Origin of the sequence: Ramlibacter sp. Leaf400, assembly GCF_001424545.1 — a bacterium.
Taxonomy (GTDB): domain Bacteria; phylum Pseudomonadota; class Gammaproteobacteria; order Burkholderiales; family Burkholderiaceae_C; genus Ramlibacter.
This window is the reverse complement of the sequence record NZ_LMQL01000008.1, coordinates 326,459-343,567: the sequence shown is the minus strand read 5'-3', so window position 1 is coordinate 343,567 and position 17,109 is coordinate 326,459. Positions and strand designations below refer to the sequence as shown.

Genomic DNA, 17,109 nt, shown 5'->3' with positions numbered 1-17,109 from the left:
AGCACCCCGGAATTCGCGTCCTGCGCTAAAGTCGGGGCCCGACCGCGGCGTTACGCTTAGTGAAATGAATTTACCTAAACGAAATTCTAGCCCACGCCTTCCCGCATGAAGGAGCGCGCCGGAATCCAGTCGGTGGAGGTGGGGTTCGCGCTGCTCGACGCCCTGGGCCAGGCGCCGGGCCCGCTGATGCTGCGCGACCTGGCCGCCGCCGCCGGCATGAGCGCCGCCAAGGCGCACCGCTACCTGGTGAGTTTCCAGCGCCTGCAGCTGGTGGCCCAGGACCCCTCGACCACGCGCTACGACCTCGGGCCGGCGGCCCTCAAGCTCGGTCTGGCTTCGCTCTCGCGGCTGGATGCGGTCAAGGCGGCGCGCGTGCGCGTCACGGCGCTGATGGAGCGCATCGGCCACACGCTGGCCCTGGCCGTGTGGGGCAACCACGGCCCGACCATCGTGCACTGGGAGGAGTCGCCCTCGGCGGTGACGGTCAACCTGCGCCTGGGCGACGTGATGCCGCTGCTGTCGTCCGCCACCGGCCGCTGCTTTGCCGCCTACGCCTCGCGCGAGGCGATCACGCCCATGCTGCGCGAGGAACTGGCGCGCGCGCAGAAGCAGGGCCGCACCGACGTGCCCGCCACGCTCACACAGGCGCGCGCCCTGCTGGACGAGGTGCGCGAGCGCGGCGCGGCACGCGTGGTGGACGTGCTGCTGCCCGGCATCGTGGGCTTCTGCGTGCCGGTGTTCGACGCCGACGGCCACATGGTCCTGGGCATCGTCGCCCTCGGGCCCACCGGCACCTTCGACCCCGCGTGGGACGGCGCGGTGCACGGCCCGCTGCGTGAAGCGGCCCTGCAGCTCTCCAGCGACCTGGGCTGGCGCGGGTGAAACCCGGGCCCGGCGTGCCGACGCGGCCGCTGCTGGTCCTGTCCGCGCTGGTGCTTCTGCTGCACGGGCTGGTGTTGAAGGAGGCGCCGGGGACGTTCGCGTGGAATGGATCGCGAACGCCGCAGGGGGCGGCGGTCCGCGCGCTGGTGACGACGCCCGTGGAGCCCGTTGGGGCGCAGGCAGGTGCGCCGCCCGCGGCTGCGTCGCCGACCACGCCGACGCGGGTCCCCCGCACCCCAGATGCGCGACAAGCCCGGCCACCCGCGCCTGCTTCCCGAGAGTTGCCAGCGGCGCCTGCGCCCGCAATCCCGCCCCCGGACACGAGCGCAGCCCTTCCGCAAGTCGCCCTCCCCGGCGCTGCCCGCTGGCACTACGCCGTGACCGCCCTTCACCGCGGCGTGCCCGTGTCCGGCCGGGCCGAACTGGCCTGGTGGCACGACGGCCAGCGCTACGAGGCCACGCTGCGCATCGACGCGCCGCCGCTGCCGGCGCGCGTGCAGCGCAGCACCGGCACCCTGCAGCCGCACGGCCTGGCGCCGCTGCGCTTTTCCGAGCGGCTGCGCAGCGAGGAAGCCACCCACTTCGACCGCGACGGCGGCCGCATCGTGTTCAGCCGCCAGGCCGAAGCGGCGCCGCTGCACCCTGGCGCTCAGGACCGCCTGAGCGTGCTGCTGCAGCTGGGCGCCCTGCTCTCAGCGCGACCGCAAGGCTGGTCGGCGGGCGATTCGCTCGTGGTCCAGACCGCCACCACCCGCGACGCCCAGGCCTGGCGCTTCACGGTCGATGGGGCGCAGACGCTGGCCCTGCCGTCGGGCCCCACGGATGGGCTGAAGCTCACGCGGACACCGGAACGCGAGTGGGATCCGCGACTCGAACTGTGGTTCGCCCCCGGCGCGGCTGACGTTCCGGTGCGCCTGCGTCTTACAACGCCGACTGGCGAATGGCTCGACCTGCAGTGGTCCGGCACCGACAAAGGCTGAGGCTGGTATTGCCTACTCTGGGAAGCATGCAGAAAGCGGCTTCTTGAGGATGACTTGAAACGGATCCGAACGCAGCCATCTGGAATGCCAAAGGACGACACCATGCAAATGCTCTATGACTCCGACTCGTTCGTCGTCGTGCACATGCAGGCGAACGAGCCTGCCGATGGCGAGCCGCCTCCGCGCACCGCCCGCCACGGCTTCGAGATCGTCGACAAGCGCACGAACAAGGAGGTCTACCTGGACGGCTCCTGGGCCGACGCGTTCCAGAAGCAGATCAACGCCTGGCAGCTGAACACGCCCACCCAGGAAGAGGTCGAGGAAACGCTCGACGGCTACGCCGAGCTCGCCCAGAACCCCCTGGTGATGCACTGACCCCCGGCCGCGGGCGACCCACCCGCGTCTTCCCCCGGCTGCCGGTTCAGCGCAGCCAGCCCCATCGGTGCAGGGGTTCCACCAGCATCAGCACCGCCACCAGCCGGCAGACCTGGAACGCAGTCACCACCGGCACCCCCAGCTGAAGCACCTTGGCCGTGATGGCCATCTCCGCGATCCCTCCCGGTGACGTGCCCAGCACCAGCGTCGCGGCGCTCAATCCCGTGGCCCAGGCCAGCAGGACGGCGAAGCCCGCGCACAGCACGATCATTCCCACCGTGCCCACCGTCACCGCCAGCAGCCAGCGCGGCGCCGTGTGCACGAATTCGGCCCGGAAGCGCACGCCCAGGCTGACGCCGATGACCAGCTGCGCCGCGTTGGTGAACGCCTGCGGCATCGCCGACAGCTGGATGCCGGCCATGGTCAGGCCCATCGCCACCAGCAGCGCCCCCAGGAACCACGGGTTGGCGCGGCCGGTGCGCGCCAGCAGCCAGGCGCCCGCCAGCGTGGCGAGCACCAGCAGGCCCAGCCCCGGCAGCCGGACCACGCGGGCGCCGGGCAAGGTGGGGTCGCTGCCGTGCAGGCCCAGCCAGGCGAAGGCCACCGGCAGCAGCAGCGTCACCAGCAGCAGGCGCAGGCTGTGGGCGGCGGCGACCAGGTCGGTGCGCGCGCCGGCGCGCTCGGCCAGCAAGGTCATCTCCGAAGCGCCGCCGATGGCACCGGCGAAGTAGCTGGTGGCGCGCAGCTCCTTCGGCCCGCCCGGCATGCGGCCGCGCAGCACGCCGTGCAGCCAGCGTCCGAAGCCCCAGCCCAGCAGCAGCGCCCAGACGATGGCCAGCAGGATGGCCCACCACAGCTGCAGCACCAGCGCCGTGACCTCGGGCGTGAAGTACAGGCCCAGCGCCACGCCGATCGCCCACTGCGCCGCGTTGCGCAGCGGTGTCCAGCTCTGCGTGGGCGCGCCCAGCAGCGACAGCGCCGAGGTGGCGATCAGCGGGCCCAGCATCCAGGGCAGGGGCGTGTGCAGCCAGACGCAGGCCAGGGCGGCGGCCAGCGCGACGGCGAGCGTGGCGGCGGCGCGCACGAAAAATCGGGAATCCATCGGTCGGGAAAAGCGGCGCGGCAAGCGCGGCCGCGGCTTAGTATCGCCCGATGCGCACCGCGCTCTGCACCTGGGGGCTGGCCGCCCTCGCCACGCTGGCCGGCTGCGCCTCGCCGGGACCGGGCGTCGACGAGCTGGCCGGGGCCGACATCGTGCTGCTGGGCGAGCAGCACGACGACGCGGCCCACCAGCGCCAGCACCGCGACACCGTCCAGTCGCTAGCGGCCCGGGGCCGGCTCGCCGCCGTGGCGCTGGAGATGGCCGAACAGGGCCGCAGCACTGCCGGCCTGCCGCGCAACGCCGACGAGGGCGACGTCCGCGCCGCGCTCCACTGGAACGAAGAGGCCTGGCCCTGGAGCGCCTACGGCCCGGCCGTGATGGCCGCGGTGGCGGCCGGCGTCCCCGTTCTGGGCGCCAACCTGCCGCGCGACCGCATGCGCCAGGCCATGGCCGATGCCTCGCTGGACGACACGCTGGACGCGGCGGCGCTGGCGGGCCAGCGCGAGGCCATCCGCACCGGCCACTGCGACCTGCTGCCGCAGCAGCAGCTGGCGCCCATGGCCCGGGTGCAGATCGCCCGCGACCGGGCGATGGCGCAGACGCTGGAACGGGCCGCCGTGCCGGGGCGCGCCGTGCTGCTGCTCGCGGGGGCCGGGCACGTGTTGCCGGAGCTGGGCGTGCCGCGCCACCTGCCGCCGGCGCTGGTGGTCAGGCCGGTGGTGCTGCCGGCCAGCGGATCGAAGGGCGCGGCTGCGCCGGATTACTGCGCGCAGTTGCGCGAGCGGATGCAGCGCCGCTGAGGCGTGGCCGGTGGACGTCATTCCCGCGCAGGCGGGAATCCAGGGCGTCCGCCTTCAGCCCTGCCGGGGGAAGCACTGGATCCCCGCCTGCGCGGGGATGACGGCGACTGCCGGGGACAACAGCAAGCGCTCAGGCGTGCCGCTTGACCGAATCCGCCAGCGTGTTCACCAGCTGGTCGATGTGCGACTTCTCCACGATGTACGGCGGGGCGATCACCAGCACATCGCCGGCCGGCCGCACCAGGGCGCCCTTGTGGAAGCAGTCCAGGAAGATGTCGTAGGCCCGCTTGCCGGGCGAGCCGGTGATCGGCGCCAGCTCCACCGCCGCGGCCAGGCCCAGGCTGCGGATGCCGATGACGTTGGGCAGTCCCTTGAAGGTCGAATGGAAGGCATCGCCCAGCACCTTGCCCATCTCGCCCGCGCGGGCGAACAGGTTCTCCTGCTGGAACAGCTCCAGCGTGGCGATCGCCGCCGCGCAGGCCACCGGGTGGCCCGAGTAGGTGTAGCCGTGGAAGAACTCGACCACGTGCTCGGGCGCGTCGGTCTTCATCATCGCGTCGTAGAGCTTGTCGCGGCAGACCACGCCGCCCAGCGGGATCACCCCGTTGGTGACGCACTTGGCGAAGTTCAGCATGTCCGGCACCACGCCGTAGAAATCGGCGCCGAAGTTGGTGCCCATGCGGCCGAAGCCGGTGATCACCTCGTCGAAGATCAGCAGGATGCCGTGCTTGTCGCAGATCTCGCGCAGGCGCTTGAGGTAGCCCTTGGGCGGCAGGTACCAGCCGGCCGACCCCGCGACCGGCTCGACGATGATGGCCGCCACGTTGCTCGGGTCGTGCAGCGGCAGGATGCGCTGCTCCAGCTCCAGCAGCGGGTCTTCCTTCCACTCCGGTTCCTGGTTGTGGATGTAGGCGTTGTTCACCGGATCGTGGATGAACCGCATGTGGTCCACCCGCGGCAGCATCGCGGAGCCGAACACCTTGCGGTTGGACGGGATGCCGCCCACGCTCATCCCGCCGAATCCCACGCCGTGGTAGCCGCGCTCGCGGCCGATGAACACGTTGCGGTGGCCCTCGCCGCGGGCGCGGTGGTAGGCCAGCGCCACCTTCATCGAGGTGTCGGCCGCCTCCGAGCCGGAGTTGCAGAACAGCACCTTGTTGAGGTCGCCCGGCGCCATCGCGGCGATCATCTCGGCCGCCTTGAACGCCTTGTCGTTGGAGGCCTGGAAGGCGGTGGCGTAGTCCAGCGTGTCCAGCTGCCTCTTGATCGCCTCGTTGATGGGCTTGCGGTTGTGGCCGGCGCCCACGCACCACAGGCTGGAGATGCCGTCGACGACCTGCCGGCCGTCGTGCGTGGTGAAGTTCATGCCGTCGGCGGCGACGAACACGCGCGGGTCCTTGCGGAAGCTGCGGTTCGGCGTGAACGGCAGCCACTGGTTGTCCATGTTGAAGTCGTTGTAGGCCATGGGGCGGGTCTCCTTCGGAATCGTCAGTTGATTTTGCTCTGAATGCGAGTGGCCCCGCGGAGGCGGCAATCCGGGGGCGGCGCGCGTCAGGGAAGCACTTGAGAATTCACCACAGAGGCACAGAGGCACAGAGGGAGACAGAGAAAACCCTCAAGAAATCTCTTCTTTCCTCTGGGCCTCTGTGCCTCCGTGTTCAGTTCCTTGAATTACTTCAGCGCCCCGAACACCTTGCGCAGGATGTCGCTGCCGGCCGCCACGGGGTTGCTGCGCAGCTTCTTCTCCTCCTCGCCGATCACCAGGTACAGCCCGTCCAGCGCCTTGCGCGTGACGTAGTGGTCGATGCTGGCGTCCTCCTGCTTGAGCAGGCCGAAGCCCGCCGCCTTGCCGGCGAGGCGGTCGTACTTGGCGGCCAGGCCCACCTTGGACGTGGCCTGCTTCACCACGGGAAGGAACTGCGTGCCCAGCGGCGCACGGGTGCGGTCGGCGAAGAAGGCGGTCACCGAGGTGTCGCCGCCGGTGAGGATGTTCTTGGCGTCGGTGACGCTCATGGTGCGCACCGCGTTCACCAGCAGGTTCTTGGCCAGTGGCACGGCGTTCTCGGCGGCGCGGTTGATCGCGACCTCGAGCTCCTCCACCTGCCGGCCCTGGCCCATGGCCTTGAGCAGCTTGGAAGCGTCCTGCAGCGCGCTGGGCAGCGGGATGCGCACCCGCGGGTTGCCCAGGAAGCCGTCCTGCACGCCGAGCAGGCGCACCGCCGTCAGGGCGCCCTGCTCCAGCGCCGTCTTCAGGCCGCGGGAGGCGTCCGCATCGGACAGGGAGGCCAGGCCGGAGGCATGGGCCGGCCGCGCCAGCAAGGCGGCGGGGGCCGAGACGAGGGCGAGGGAAAAGCGGCGTCGGTGCATCGGGGCAGCGAGAAGCGATGGGAAGTCGATGATGCCTGCGGCGCGCCAACGCGGCAATGCGCGGGCGTTTGCGACAATCGCCGCTTCCCATGACGCACGCCTACATCCTCACGCTTTCCTGCCCCGACCGCCCGGGCATCGTGCACGCCGTCTCCGGCTTCCTGCTGGAGCGCGGCGGCAACATCGAGGAGGCGGCGCAGTACAACGACCACGACACGGGCCTGTTCTTCATGCGGGTGCAGTTCGCCTGCGGCCAGCTGACCTTCGAGGACCTGCAGGCGCAGCTGCACCTGTTCGCCCAGCCTTTCGGCATGGCCTGGAAGCTGCACGCCACCCGCCAGCCGATGCGCACGGTGATCCTGGTCAGCAAGGAAGGCCACTGCCTGAACGACCTGCTGTTCCGCTGGCGCAGCGGCCTGCTGCCGCTGGAGATCGCGGCCATCGTCTCCAACCACCGCGACTTCTACCAGCTGGCGGCCAGCTACAACGTGCCCTTCCACCACGTGCCGGTGAGCGCCGCCACCAAGGCCCAGGCCGAGGCGCGCCAGCTGGAGATCATCGAGAGCGAGCGCGCCGAGCTGGTGGTGCTGGCCCGCTACATGCAGATCCTGTCGGACGAGCTGTGCCGCAAGCTGGCCGGTCGCGCCATCAACATCCACCACAGCTTCCTGCCCAGCTTCAAGGGCGCCAAGCCGTACTACCAGGCGCACGACCGCGGCGTGAAGCTGATCGGCGCCACGGCGCACTACGTCACCGCCGAACTCGACGAGGGCCCGATCATCGAGCAGGACGTGGCGCGGGTGGACCACTCGCAGACCGTGGAGGACCTTACCGCGGTCGGCCGCGACACCGAGAGCCAGGTGCTGGCCCGCGCGGTGAAGTGGCACGGCGAGCACCGCGTTCTGCTCAACGGGCACAAGACGGTCATCTTCAAGTGACCCGATGAAGCGAAGCGCATCGGGTCATCCCCGCGTGAGGAGCAAGAGCGTACGTGGGGATCCAGCGCAGCGCGCCGGCCGCGTGGCGGCCGCAGCCGGAAGCACTGGATTCCCGCCTCCGCGGGAATGACGAGAATCCAACCATGACCGCCCGCATCCCGCCGATCCAGTGCCTCCTCACCTTCGAGGCCCTGGCGCGGCTGCGGTCGGTGACGCTGGCGGCCGAGGAGCTGTGCGTGACGCCCAGCGCGGTGAGCCACCGGGTGCGGCAGCTCGAGCAGATGCTGGGCGCCAAGCTGTTCGGCCGGGCCGATTTCTCGCTCACCACCGAAGGCAGCGAGTACCTGGCGCACGTGCGCGAGGGCCTGGCCAGCCTGGAGCGCTTCCCGGGCCGACATGCGGCGCAGGGCAAGCGCAAGCTGCGGGTGGCGGTCACGCCGACGTTCTCGCGCTCCATCCTGATGCCGCGGCTGCGCAGCTTCATCGAGGCCTATCCGGAGATCGACCTCACGCTGCAGGTGTCGATCCCGCTGCTGGACGTGGTGGCCGAGGACGCTGACCTGATGGTGCGCTTCGGCACCGGCCGCTACGCCGACGTCGAGCACCTGTGCCTGCTGACCGACGAGGTCACGCCGCTGGCGGCGCCCTCCTTCATCCGCGAGCACGGGCCGTTCGACACCCTCGAGGAGCTGCTCGCCGCCAAGCTGATCCGCAGCCCGCTGGAGCCCTGGCGCACCTGGTTCCTGGCCCACGGCGTCGACGCCGGCGAGCCGGCCGAGGGCTCCTCGTTCAACGACATCGGCCTGATGTGCGACGCGGCGGCGCAGGGCCTGGGCATCGCCCTCGTTCGCCTGAAACTCGGCCAGCCCTGGCTGGACCACGGCACGCTGGAGCGCATCTCGCCGCGCAACGTGCCCAGCCCGCATGCGCACTACCTGTGCTGGCGCACCGGCACCCTGGACCGCTGGGAATGCGCCGCGTTCGCGGAATGGCTGAAGAAGAGCCTGGCATGAGCGTCACCGAAACGATCCACCCTTTCCCGTCATTCCCGCGGAGGCGGGAATCCAGAGCTTCCGCTCCCGCCTCCGCCTTGGCCTTCGGCACGTGGTGGCGCTGCCTCCTCCTCGCCTTCTTCACTCTCCTCTTCACCCTTCCCGCCCACGCCCAGGACCCCCTGCGCATCGGCCAATGGATCGACCCCACCGGCCAGCTGACCATCGAAGAAGTCACCCAGCGCGGCACCGAATTCCAGCCCGTCGAGCGCCCTCGCGCCGTCTCCCTGGGCTCGGGCGCCCTCTGGCTGCGAATCGACGTCCCGCCCCTGGCCGCCGAGCCGCCCTGGTACCTGATGCTCAACGGCGCCGCCTTCCTCAACCGCGCCAGCCTGTTCACCCAGGGGCGCGACGGCGGCTGGCGCGAGCAGCACGCTGGCGACCACCTCCCCGTGGCGCAGTGGACGCATCCCAACTTCGCGCCCCTGTTCGAGGTGCCCGCGGGCGGCGCCGTCACCGCGTGGCTGCGCATCGAGAACCGCCCGGCCGCGGCCAGCGCGCACCTGATGCTGCTCGATGCCAACGAGTTGCAGCAGCGCCGCCAGTGGACCTACCTGCTGGTGGGCGCCTACGTCGGCTTCGGCCTGCTGGTGGGGCTGCTGGCCGTGATGCACGCGCGGCTGTACGCCGACCTGGCGTTCGATTCGTACGCGGCCTACGTCGCCTGCATGCTGCTGTTCCAGCTGGCCTTCACCGGGGTGGGCGGGGTGTTCCTGTGGCCCGGCTCGGCCCGCTTCAACGACGCCGCGCCGGCCATCTTCATGCTGTGGATGACCGCGGCCGGCATCTGGAACATCCGCAAGGCCACGGCCCTCTCGCGCCACGGCCCCACGCTCGATCGCGCGGCGCTGGCCTTCTCGCTGTTCGGGCTGGCCTTCCCGCTGCCCTACCTGCTGCTGAACAACGGGGCGATGTACGCGATCCTCAACGTCTACGGCCTGGCCGCCGTGGCCCTGAGCATCTCGCTGTGCCTGTGGACGTGGCGGCGCGGCGAGGCGTACTCGTTCTGGCTGTTCCTGGGCTTCCTGCCGGTGCACCTGGCCTACCCCTTCCCCGCGCTGCGCGCCGCCGGCGTGTTGCCCGACAGCTGGGCGACCCAGTACGCCGTGCTGATCGGCTCGGCCATCGAGATCCCGCTGCTGCTGTACATCCTGCACCGGCGCGCGCGCGACTTCAGCGAACACCGCGCCCGGCTGCGTGCGCTGGAAAGCACCGACCCGCTCACCGGCCTGGTGCTCGCGCCCGTGCTGCGGCTGCGCCTGCGCGACGCGCTGCGGCGCGGCCGCCGCCTGGGCCACCGCTGCGCGGTCCTGCTGGTCGAGCTGGCCAACCACGCCCACATCGTCGAGCGCGAGGGGCGCGATGCCGGCGACCGCGCGCTGGTGGTGGCGGCCTCCCGCCTGGCCGCCGTGGTGCGCGACGTCGACACCGTGTGCCGGGTATCGGACACGCGTTTCGCGGTGCTGGTCGAAGGGCCCAGCCACGACGACGAGCGCCGCCGGCTGGCGCAGCACATGGTGGCGCGCGGCCTGGAGCGCCTGCGCACCTTCCCGCCCGACCTGGGGCTCAACCTTCGCGTGGTCTCGGCCCGGGTGCCCGACGGCGACATCGAGGCGGCCGACGGCGGCGAGGTCGACGAGCAGCTGCTGCTGCAGCGCCTGCACCGGGCCCTGGATCGCTTGAAGACCGATCCCAAGCGCGCCATCCACCACCTGGAGCCGCGGGCGGCCCCCGCCAGTACCTGACGGCGGCCTGCGTGAGCCGCAGGCCCGACGCCGCTTGAAGTTTCTTCACCCCACCCGCCCGCCAGGTGCGCTAGGGTTGCACCCATGAACGCCCCGCTCGATCCCGCCGTGCTGCCCCCGGCCGCCCTGCTCGACCAGCTCGTGCCCGCGCTGCTCGCGGTGCTGCCGAAGCACGCGCTGCTGTGGCATGCCGAGGAGACCCGGCCCTACGAATGCGACGGCCTCACGGCGTACCGCGAGCGGCCGCTGGCCGTCGCGCTGCCGGAAACCGAGGAGCAGGTCCAGGGCGTGCTGCGCGCCTGCCACCGCCTGGGCGTGCCCGTGGTGGCGCGCGGCGCCGGCACGGGCCTGTCGGGCGGCGCGATGCCGAACAAGGTGGGCGTGACGCTGTCGCTGGCCAAGTTCAACCGCATCCTCGCGGTCGATCCGGCCAGCCGCACGGCGCGGGTGCAGTGCGGCGTGCGCAACCTGGCCATCAGCGAGGCCGCGGCCACCTGGGGCCTGTACTACGCGCCCGATCCCTCCAGCCAGATCGCCTGCACCATCGGCGGCAACGTGGCCGAGAACTCGGGCGGCGTGCACTGCCTGAAATACGGGCTCACGCTGCACAACGTGCTGCAGGTGCGCGGCTTCACCGCCGATGGCGAGCCGGTGGTGTTCGGCAGCGAGGCGCTGGACACGCCGGGCTACGACCTGCTCAGCGTGCTGGTGGGCAGCGAGGGCATGCTGGCCGTCACCACCGAGGTCACCGTCAAGCTGGTGCCCAAGCCGCTGCTGGCGCGCTGCATCATGGCCAGCTTCGACGACGTGCGGAAGGCCGGCGACGCGGTCGCGGCGGTGATCGCGGCCGGCATCATCCCGGCGGGGCTGGAGATGATGGACAAGCCGATGACCGCCGCGGTGGAGGACTTCGTCCACGCCGGCTACGACCTGACGGCCGAGGCCATCCTGCTGTGCGAGAGCGACGGCACGCCGGAGGAAGTGGCCGAGGAGATCGGCCGCATGAGCGACGTGCTGCGCGCCGCCGGCGCCACCGCCATCGCGGTCAGCCGCGACGAGGCCGAGCGGCTGCGCTTCTGGAGCGGCCGCAAGAACGCCTTCCCCGCGTCGGGCCGCATCAGCCCCGACTACATGTGCATGGACTCGACCATCCCGCGCAAGCGGCTGGCCGACATCCTGCTGGCGATCCAGGCGATGGAGAAGAAGTACGGCCTGCGCTGCGCCAACGTGTTCCATGCGGGCGACGGCAACCTGCACCCGCTGATCCTGTTCGATGCCAACGACGCGGACCAGCTGCACCGCTGCGAGCTGTTCGGCGCCGACATCCTGGAGACCAGCGTGGCCATGGGCGGCACGGTCACGGGCGAGCACGGCGTGGGCGTGGAGAAGCTCAACTCCATGTGCGTGCAGTTCAGCCCGCAGGAGCGCGAGCAGATGCTGGCCGTCAAGCGCGCCTTCGATGCGCGCGGCCTGCTCAACCCCGGCAAGGTGATCCCCACGCTGACGCGCTGCGCGGAGTACGGCAAGGAGCTGGTGCGGGGCGGGCGCCTGGCCCACCCCGAACTGCCGCGGTTCTAGGAATACCAAGCACCGTCATTCCCGCGAAGGCGGGAATCCAGTGCTTCCGCCTTCGAACCCCCTTGAAGATGGAAGCACTGGGTCCCCGCCTCCGCGGGGACGACGGGTTCAAATCCGCGGGGACGACGGGTTACATCACGCCGGCTTGCACGCGCTGTCCGTCACGACGATGTCGCTCTCGCCGGACTCGCCTTCCTTCTCGTCCTTCGGCTGGGCGATCGAGTTGTTGTTCGCCTCGACGATGACCTGCTGGATCTGCGCCAGCGTCACGCCGGGCAGCATGCGGGCGATGGCGGCGATCAGCCCGCTGGCGGTGTTGCCGGGCACTTCCATCACCGTGCCGCCCACGTTCATGCGGATCTGCGACAGCAGCTCGGGCGGGCCCGAGATCAGGTCGAAGCGGCCGCCGGCCGCCGCCGCCTGCAGCAGCTCGTAGTACTGCGTGGCGACTGGCACGGACGTGGATGACGTGCTGGTGAGTCCCGCCGCGAGCTGGGTGCTGCTGGCCGTCGGCACCTGCGGCACCGCGTTGACGAACAGCTGGCCGCCCAGGGCCAGGTTGCCGCCCACGGCCAGCTGGTCGTAGGTGACGCCGGGAACGAAGGGCGAGCTGGCCGCGATGTCCATCTCCAGCCGGCCGCCGGCGGTCTGCTCGAAGTTGCCGGTGATGTTCAGCTGCCCGATGCCCGAGGCGCCGCCGGGCGTGACGGTGCCGGCGTTCACCACATTGCCCTGCACCGTGCCCGAGCCGGACAGCCGCGCGCCGGCAGCGTTGGTGAAGGTGCCGTTGCCCAGCGCGTAGGTGTCGCTGGCCGCGTCGTAGCTGAAGCCCACCGCCAGCGTGGAGGCCGCGCCGAGGTCGACCGAGCCGGTGTTCGTCATCGGCCCGCTCACCAGCAGGGTGGCACCGGTCTCCAGCTGCAGCGCCGACGCGTTGCTGAACGCGCCGTCGATCTGCAGCGACCCGGGGATCTCGGTGGACGACGGGATCGGCGGCAGGATGCCGGCCGATTGCTCGGTGGGCGTGGGCGTCGGGTAGGGGATGTCGATCACGGCCGGCACGACCACGCCGCCGGTGGCGAAGAGGTGGACGCTGCCGAGCGCACCTGTCGCCCCGGTGCGCGACGGGTCGGTTGCGGTGGTGGACGGTTCGTACCCGTACGTGTACTCGGACCTGTATTCGGAGCCCCAGTCGTACACCATGCCGCCCTGGCCGCCTCCGGCCAGCAGTGCGCCGCCCAGCGCCAGCGAGCCGTTGACCGCGATGTTGATCGCGCCACCGTTGCCGCCCTGCCCGCCGCGCGAGGAGCCGTAGTAGTCGCCCTCGCCACCGTCGCCGCCGGAGGCATCGAGCCAGGCCAGCAGCCTGGAGGCGCCGTTGGCCGAGATGTCGATCGCGCCACCGTCGCCGCCGCGGCCGCCGGCGTTGGTGGTGGTGCCGTCGGACCAGCCGCCGCTGCCGCCGCGCGCGCTGATGCTGCCGTCGTAGCCCGGCATCAGCACGCCGCCGGCGCGCGCGATCAGGGTGACGTTGCCGCCGCGGCCGCCCTGGCCACCGACCAGGCCGTCGCCGCCCCAGCCGCCGTCCACGTTGAAGTAGCCGCCGGACAGTTCGAGGTCGCCGCGTTCCTTGATGATCGTCAGGTTGCCGCCGCGGCCGCCGGTGCCACCGACGCCTTCTCCGCTGTAGCCGCCACCGCCGCCGGCCGCGTCGACGTAGTCCAGCGTCAGCTTGTTGCCGTAGCGCAGGGTCACCGAAGCCCCGTTGCCGCCCACCCCGTCGCTGCTGGACGAGCCGCCGTAGGCGTAGATGCTGCCGATGGAGATGTCGCCACCGGCCGACACGTCGATGTCGCCGCCGGCGCCGGCCGAAGTGCCGTAGTAGTCGTAGCCGGCGCTCGAGTCGATGGAGCCGTAGACCGTCACGTTGCCGCCGGCCGCCAGCTTGACCCTGCCGCCGCTGGCGCTGCCTGCGCTGGTGCGGCCGCCGTAGGTGTCGACCCAGCCCTGCACGGTGATGTTGCCGGCCGCCGATACGTCGACGCTGCCGGCGGTGAGGCTGGAGGCCTCGACGTTGCCGCTGACTGCTTCGAGGCCGATGTGCCCCGCGGCGGTGACCCCGTACATCCCGGAGAGGACGACGTCGCCGGTGCGCGCCTTCACGTACAGGTCGGTGCCGCTGAAGTCGAAGGCGCCGGCCGAGAACGTGTCGCCGTCGAAGCGGAAGCTGCCGCCGCCGCTGAAGGAGCCGACGTTGAAGTGGCCCTGGCTCAGCCGGACGTCCGACCAGTTGATGAAGTTGCCGCCCCAGATGCCGCCGTACGGGCCCGCGGCGCCGTCCAGGAGGCCGTTGTTCTGGAAGGTCGCGCCGCTGGCCAGGTCGATCTTGCCGTTCAGGTTGAGCGTGACGTTGCCGTCGTTGGTCCAGGTCTTGCCGCCGGCGACGATGGCCCGCACCTTGCTGTCGTTGTGGTCCGTGGACAGCTTGACCCAGGAGCCGGTCTCGGTGCGGATGCCGCCACTGGCCTGCAGCACCACGCTCAGGTCGCGCCCGCTGCCGCCCTGGGTGCGGAAGGCGGTGGTGGTGCCGGCCTTGAACACGATGTCGCCGTCGGCCTGCACGTTCAGGGTGGCCGCGCCCGAGGTCGAACGCACGATGTCCAGGAAGCCGGTGCCGTCGCCGAAGACGATGTCGCCGTTGCCGCCGGTGCCCTGGGCGTTGGTGGTGAGCGTGACGCTGGTGCCCGAATCCAGGGCGTTGTTCAGCGTGTCCAGCCGCACCAGGGAGTTCAGCAGGCCGGAGGCGATGGAGAACGGGCTGAGGAAATCCGCGTCGTCGACGCCGTTCACCGCGATGGTCAGGTCGCTCGGGTCCAGCAGCCACTGGCCGCCCTTGCCGCGCGGCGAGGACGCGTTCACGCGCACGCCGCTGGTATCGAGGTAGCGCTTGCCGGAAGTCTCGACGAAGCCGCCGTCGCCGCCCTGGGCGCCGCCCTTGGCCTCGATGCTGCCGTGCACGCGCGCCGTGTCGTCGGCCCACACGATGACCGTGCCGCCCTGGCCGTGGTCCATCGCGTTGGCGCGCAACGCGGCGTCGGCCGCCACGTAGGCCACCTGCGCGTTGGGAAGGTCCGCGTTGGCGCCCTGGTAGTCGCCGCCGATGCGGATGCGGCCACCGCCGTTGCTGCTGGAGGTGTCGATGACGGCGCCCGACATGACGCCCACGGTCTTGCCGAGCACGTCGACCTGGCCGCCGGCGCTGTTTGCGCCCTGGGCCAGGACGGTGCCGGCCGTCTCGGCATGGTCGCTCGCGCGCAGCACCACCCGGCCGCCCTGCACGGTGGCGGCGCTGGCCTGCACCAGGCCGCTGTGCCGCAGCGTGCCCGCGAAGATGCCGACGGCGTCGCCCTGCAGCGTGCCCAGGTTCACCGCCCGGTCGGTGGGCGCCTGGACCTCGAAGAGGATGCCTTCCAGGCCGCGCCCGGTGATCTCGACCTTCTGGCCCGCGGCCAGCACGGTCGCGCCCTGCGGGCTGCGGACCACGGCCTGCGCGCCGACCTGCACGTCGGTGCCGATCAGCACCACGTCACCGCTGGTCGCCAGGATGCGGCCGTCCACCCGCAACGGACCGGCGGCACTGCCGTCGCCGAAGCGCAGACGCCCGGCGATCGCGTCGGCGTCGCCCATGCGCAGCGTGGACGCGGTGAAGCCCGCCGTGTCCACCACCGCGCCGGCGCCCACCGTGATGCCCGCCGGGTTCACCAGCACCAGCCGCCCGTTGGAGGACAGCGTGCCGAAGATCGCGCTGGGGTTGGCGCCCAGCACGCGGTTGATTGAGGTGCTGGCTGCGTCGGGCTGGGCGAAGTGCGTGCTGGTGCCGCCCGGGATGCTGAAGCTCTGCCAGTTGATCGCCGAATGCCGCGTACCGGCGCCGTTGCCCGTCGTCACGACGAGGTGGCTGCCTTGCGGGCTCAGGGTGGCGCTGCCGTGGATGGCCTGCGCGCCGGTGGGCTGCGCGGCGGCGGGCAGCGCCGAGAAGCCGGCCGCCAGTGCCAGCGCCAGCAGCAGGGGGCGGTGGCCGGCGAAGGCGGGAACGGGGGCCGCGGCGCGGGCGCGAAGTCTGGAAGCGATCTGGCGTTGCGACATGGCTTGCTGCACTCGTCAAGGACTAGGAACAAAACGGGGCGGCCTTGCGGCGCGCCCCTCTGCTGTTGAGATTGACAGTAGCATATCGTTACGAGTACATCAACAAACGGCCTTGCCCGATGCCGCCCGGGTGATTAACCGGCGGCAAAGGTGCGGCAAATGTCACGCGCCCGAACCGGTGCCCGCATGTCCGTCTTCATCAGCATCGCCGCCTACTGCGACCCGGTCCTGGGCTTCACCCTCGCCCGCGCCCGGGCGGCGGCCCGCCGGCCGCAGGACCTGCACTTCGGCATCCTCGACCAGAGCCCGCAGCCGCCCGCGCCCTCGACGCTGGAGGGGCTCGCGCCGGCGCGCGTGAGCTACCAGCGCATCGACCCGGTGTTCTCCCGCGGCCCCTGCTGGGCGCGCGCGCTTGCCATGGCGCTGTACGACGGCGAGGACTGGTTCCTGCAGCTGGACTCGCACATGGACTTCGAGCCCGGGTGGGACGAGCGGCTGATCGCCCAGGCCCGCGCGCTCGCGCCCGGGCGCAAGGGCGTGGTGCTGTCCGCCTATCCGAACGCCTTCGTGTTCGAGGACGGCCGGCCCGTCGTGCGGGCCGCGACCGGCAAGGTATTGGCGCACGTCGTGAAGGCGGGATCGGCCTTCGCGCCCGACCACCCGGTGCTGGGGTTCGAGGCGCGGCCGGTCGAGACCGACCGGCCGCTGCCCGGCTTCCACCTGGGCGCCGGCTGCCTGTTCGCGCCGGGCCGCTTCGCGCTGGAGTTCCCGTACGACCCGGCCCTGTACTTCCACGGCGAGGAGCAGGCGCTGGCCGCGCGCCTGTACACGCACGGCTGGGACATCTTCCACGTGCCCGGCCTGCCGCTCCGGCACCTGTACAACGACGGCAACTCCGGCGTGCCGCCGCGCCCGCTGCACTGGGACGCGACGCACGAGGCCGGCCGCGCGCAGGCCTGGTGGCAGCTGGAGCAGCGCTCGCGCGCGCGCCTGGGGGCGCTGCTGGCGGGCGAGCCGCTGGGCGTCTACGGCCTGGGGCGCGAGCGCACGCTGGCGCAGTACGCGAAGTGGTGCGGGATCGACTATGCGAGGCGGACGCTGGGTCCGCAGGCCTTCCGGCCGATGGCGCCCTAGCCGCCGGCGG

At 71.5% G+C, this 17,109-nt stretch carries 13 protein-coding genes; 9 read left to right on the top strand and 4 right to left on the bottom strand.

The window, feature by feature from the left end; all coding sequences use genetic code 11:
• The first annotated feature begins 105 nt into the window (after positions 1–105).
• From ASG30_RS07800 to ASG30_RS07790, 3 genes are all read left to right on the top strand, one after another.
• Positions 106–882, top strand: a complete 777-nt coding sequence (locus ASG30_RS07800) for an IclR family transcriptional regulator (protein WP_055894614.1) — start codon at positions 106–108, stop codon at positions 880–882.
• A gap of 377 nt (positions 883–1,259) precedes the next feature.
• Entirely contained in the window at positions 1,260–1,862 is a 603-nt protein-coding gene (locus ASG30_RS23180) for a DUF3108 domain-containing protein (protein WP_055894612.1), read from the top strand.
• 102 nt (positions 1,863–1,964) lie between these two features.
• Positions 1,965–2,237, top strand: a complete 273-nt coding sequence (locus tag ASG30_RS07790) for a BTH_I0359 family protein (protein WP_055894833.1) — start codon at positions 1,965–1,967, stop codon at positions 2,235–2,237.
• Between the two features lie 46 nt (positions 2,238–2,283).
• Here ASG30_RS07790 and ASG30_RS07785 read toward each other — a convergent pair whose 3' ends face one another.
• Complete coding sequence (locus tag ASG30_RS07785; protein WP_055894610.1) at positions 2,284–3,339, bottom strand: AbrB family transcriptional regulator; 1,056 nt, start codon at positions 3,337–3,339, stop codon at positions 2,284–2,286.
• A 50-nt stretch (positions 3,340–3,389) separates the two neighbouring features.
• On the opposite strand from ASG30_RS07785, the gene ASG30_RS07780 reads away from it, so the two are divergent.
• A complete protein-coding gene (locus tag ASG30_RS07780; protein ID WP_055894608.1) occupies positions 3,390–4,139 on the top strand; it encodes a ChaN family lipoprotein in 750 nt (249 codons plus the stop codon).
• Between the two features lie 130 nt (positions 4,140–4,269).
• On the opposite strand, the gene ASG30_RS07775 is transcribed toward ASG30_RS07780, so the two are convergent.
• Positions 4,270–5,604 carry an aminotransferase class III-fold pyridoxal phosphate-dependent enzyme gene (locus ASG30_RS07775; protein ID WP_055894606.1) on the bottom strand — a complete coding sequence of 445 codons (1,335 nt, stop codon included), beginning with the start codon at positions 5,602–5,604 and terminating at the stop codon, positions 4,270–4,272.
• Positions 5,605–5,810: 206 nt separating this feature from the next.
• Entirely contained in the window at positions 5,811–6,506 is a 696-nt protein-coding gene (locus ASG30_RS07770; protein WP_055894604.1) for a DUF4197 domain-containing protein, read from the bottom strand.
• Positions 6,507–6,595: 89 nt separating this feature from the next.
• On the opposite strand from ASG30_RS07770, the gene purU reads away from it, so the two are divergent.
• The 4 genes from purU (at position 6,596) to ASG30_RS07750 (ending at position 11,819) form a co-directional block, all read left to right on the top strand.
• Positions 6,596–7,444, top strand: a complete 849-nt coding sequence (gene purU / locus ASG30_RS07765; RefSeq protein ID WP_055894602.1) for a formyltetrahydrofolate deformylase — start codon at positions 6,596–6,598, stop codon at positions 7,442–7,444.
• A gap of 143 nt (positions 7,445–7,587) precedes the next feature.
• Entirely contained in the window at positions 7,588–8,457 is an 870-nt protein-coding gene (locus ASG30_RS07760) for a LysR substrate-binding domain-containing protein (RefSeq protein WP_055894599.1), read from the top strand.
• Between the two features lie 77 nt (positions 8,458–8,534).
• Positions 8,535–10,241, top strand: a complete 1,707-nt coding sequence (locus ASG30_RS07755) for a sensor domain-containing diguanylate cyclase (protein WP_055894597.1) — start codon at positions 8,535–8,537, stop codon at positions 10,239–10,241.
• A gap of 84 nt (positions 10,242–10,325) precedes the next feature.
• A complete protein-coding gene (locus ASG30_RS07750; protein ID WP_055894595.1) occupies positions 10,326–11,819 on the top strand; it encodes an FAD-linked oxidase C-terminal domain-containing protein in 1,494 nt (497 codons plus the stop codon).
• Positions 11,820–11,954: 135 nt separating this feature from the next.
• On the opposite strand, the gene ASG30_RS07745 is transcribed toward ASG30_RS07750, so the two are convergent.
• Positions 11,955–15,965, bottom strand: coding sequence for a two-partner secretion domain-containing protein (locus ASG30_RS07745; RefSeq protein WP_055894593.1), 4,011 nt, complete (start codon positions 15,963–15,965; stop codon positions 11,955–11,957).
• A 159-nt stretch (positions 15,966–16,124) separates the two neighbouring features.
• Here ASG30_RS07745 and ASG30_RS07740 point away from each other — a divergent pair, with 159 nt between their 5' ends.
• On the top strand, positions 16,125–17,099 hold the full coding sequence (locus ASG30_RS07740; protein WP_156385457.1) for a GlcNAc-transferase family protein: 975 nt from the start codon (positions 16,125–16,127) through the stop codon (positions 17,097–17,099).
• Positions 17,100–17,109 lie beyond the last annotated feature (10 nt).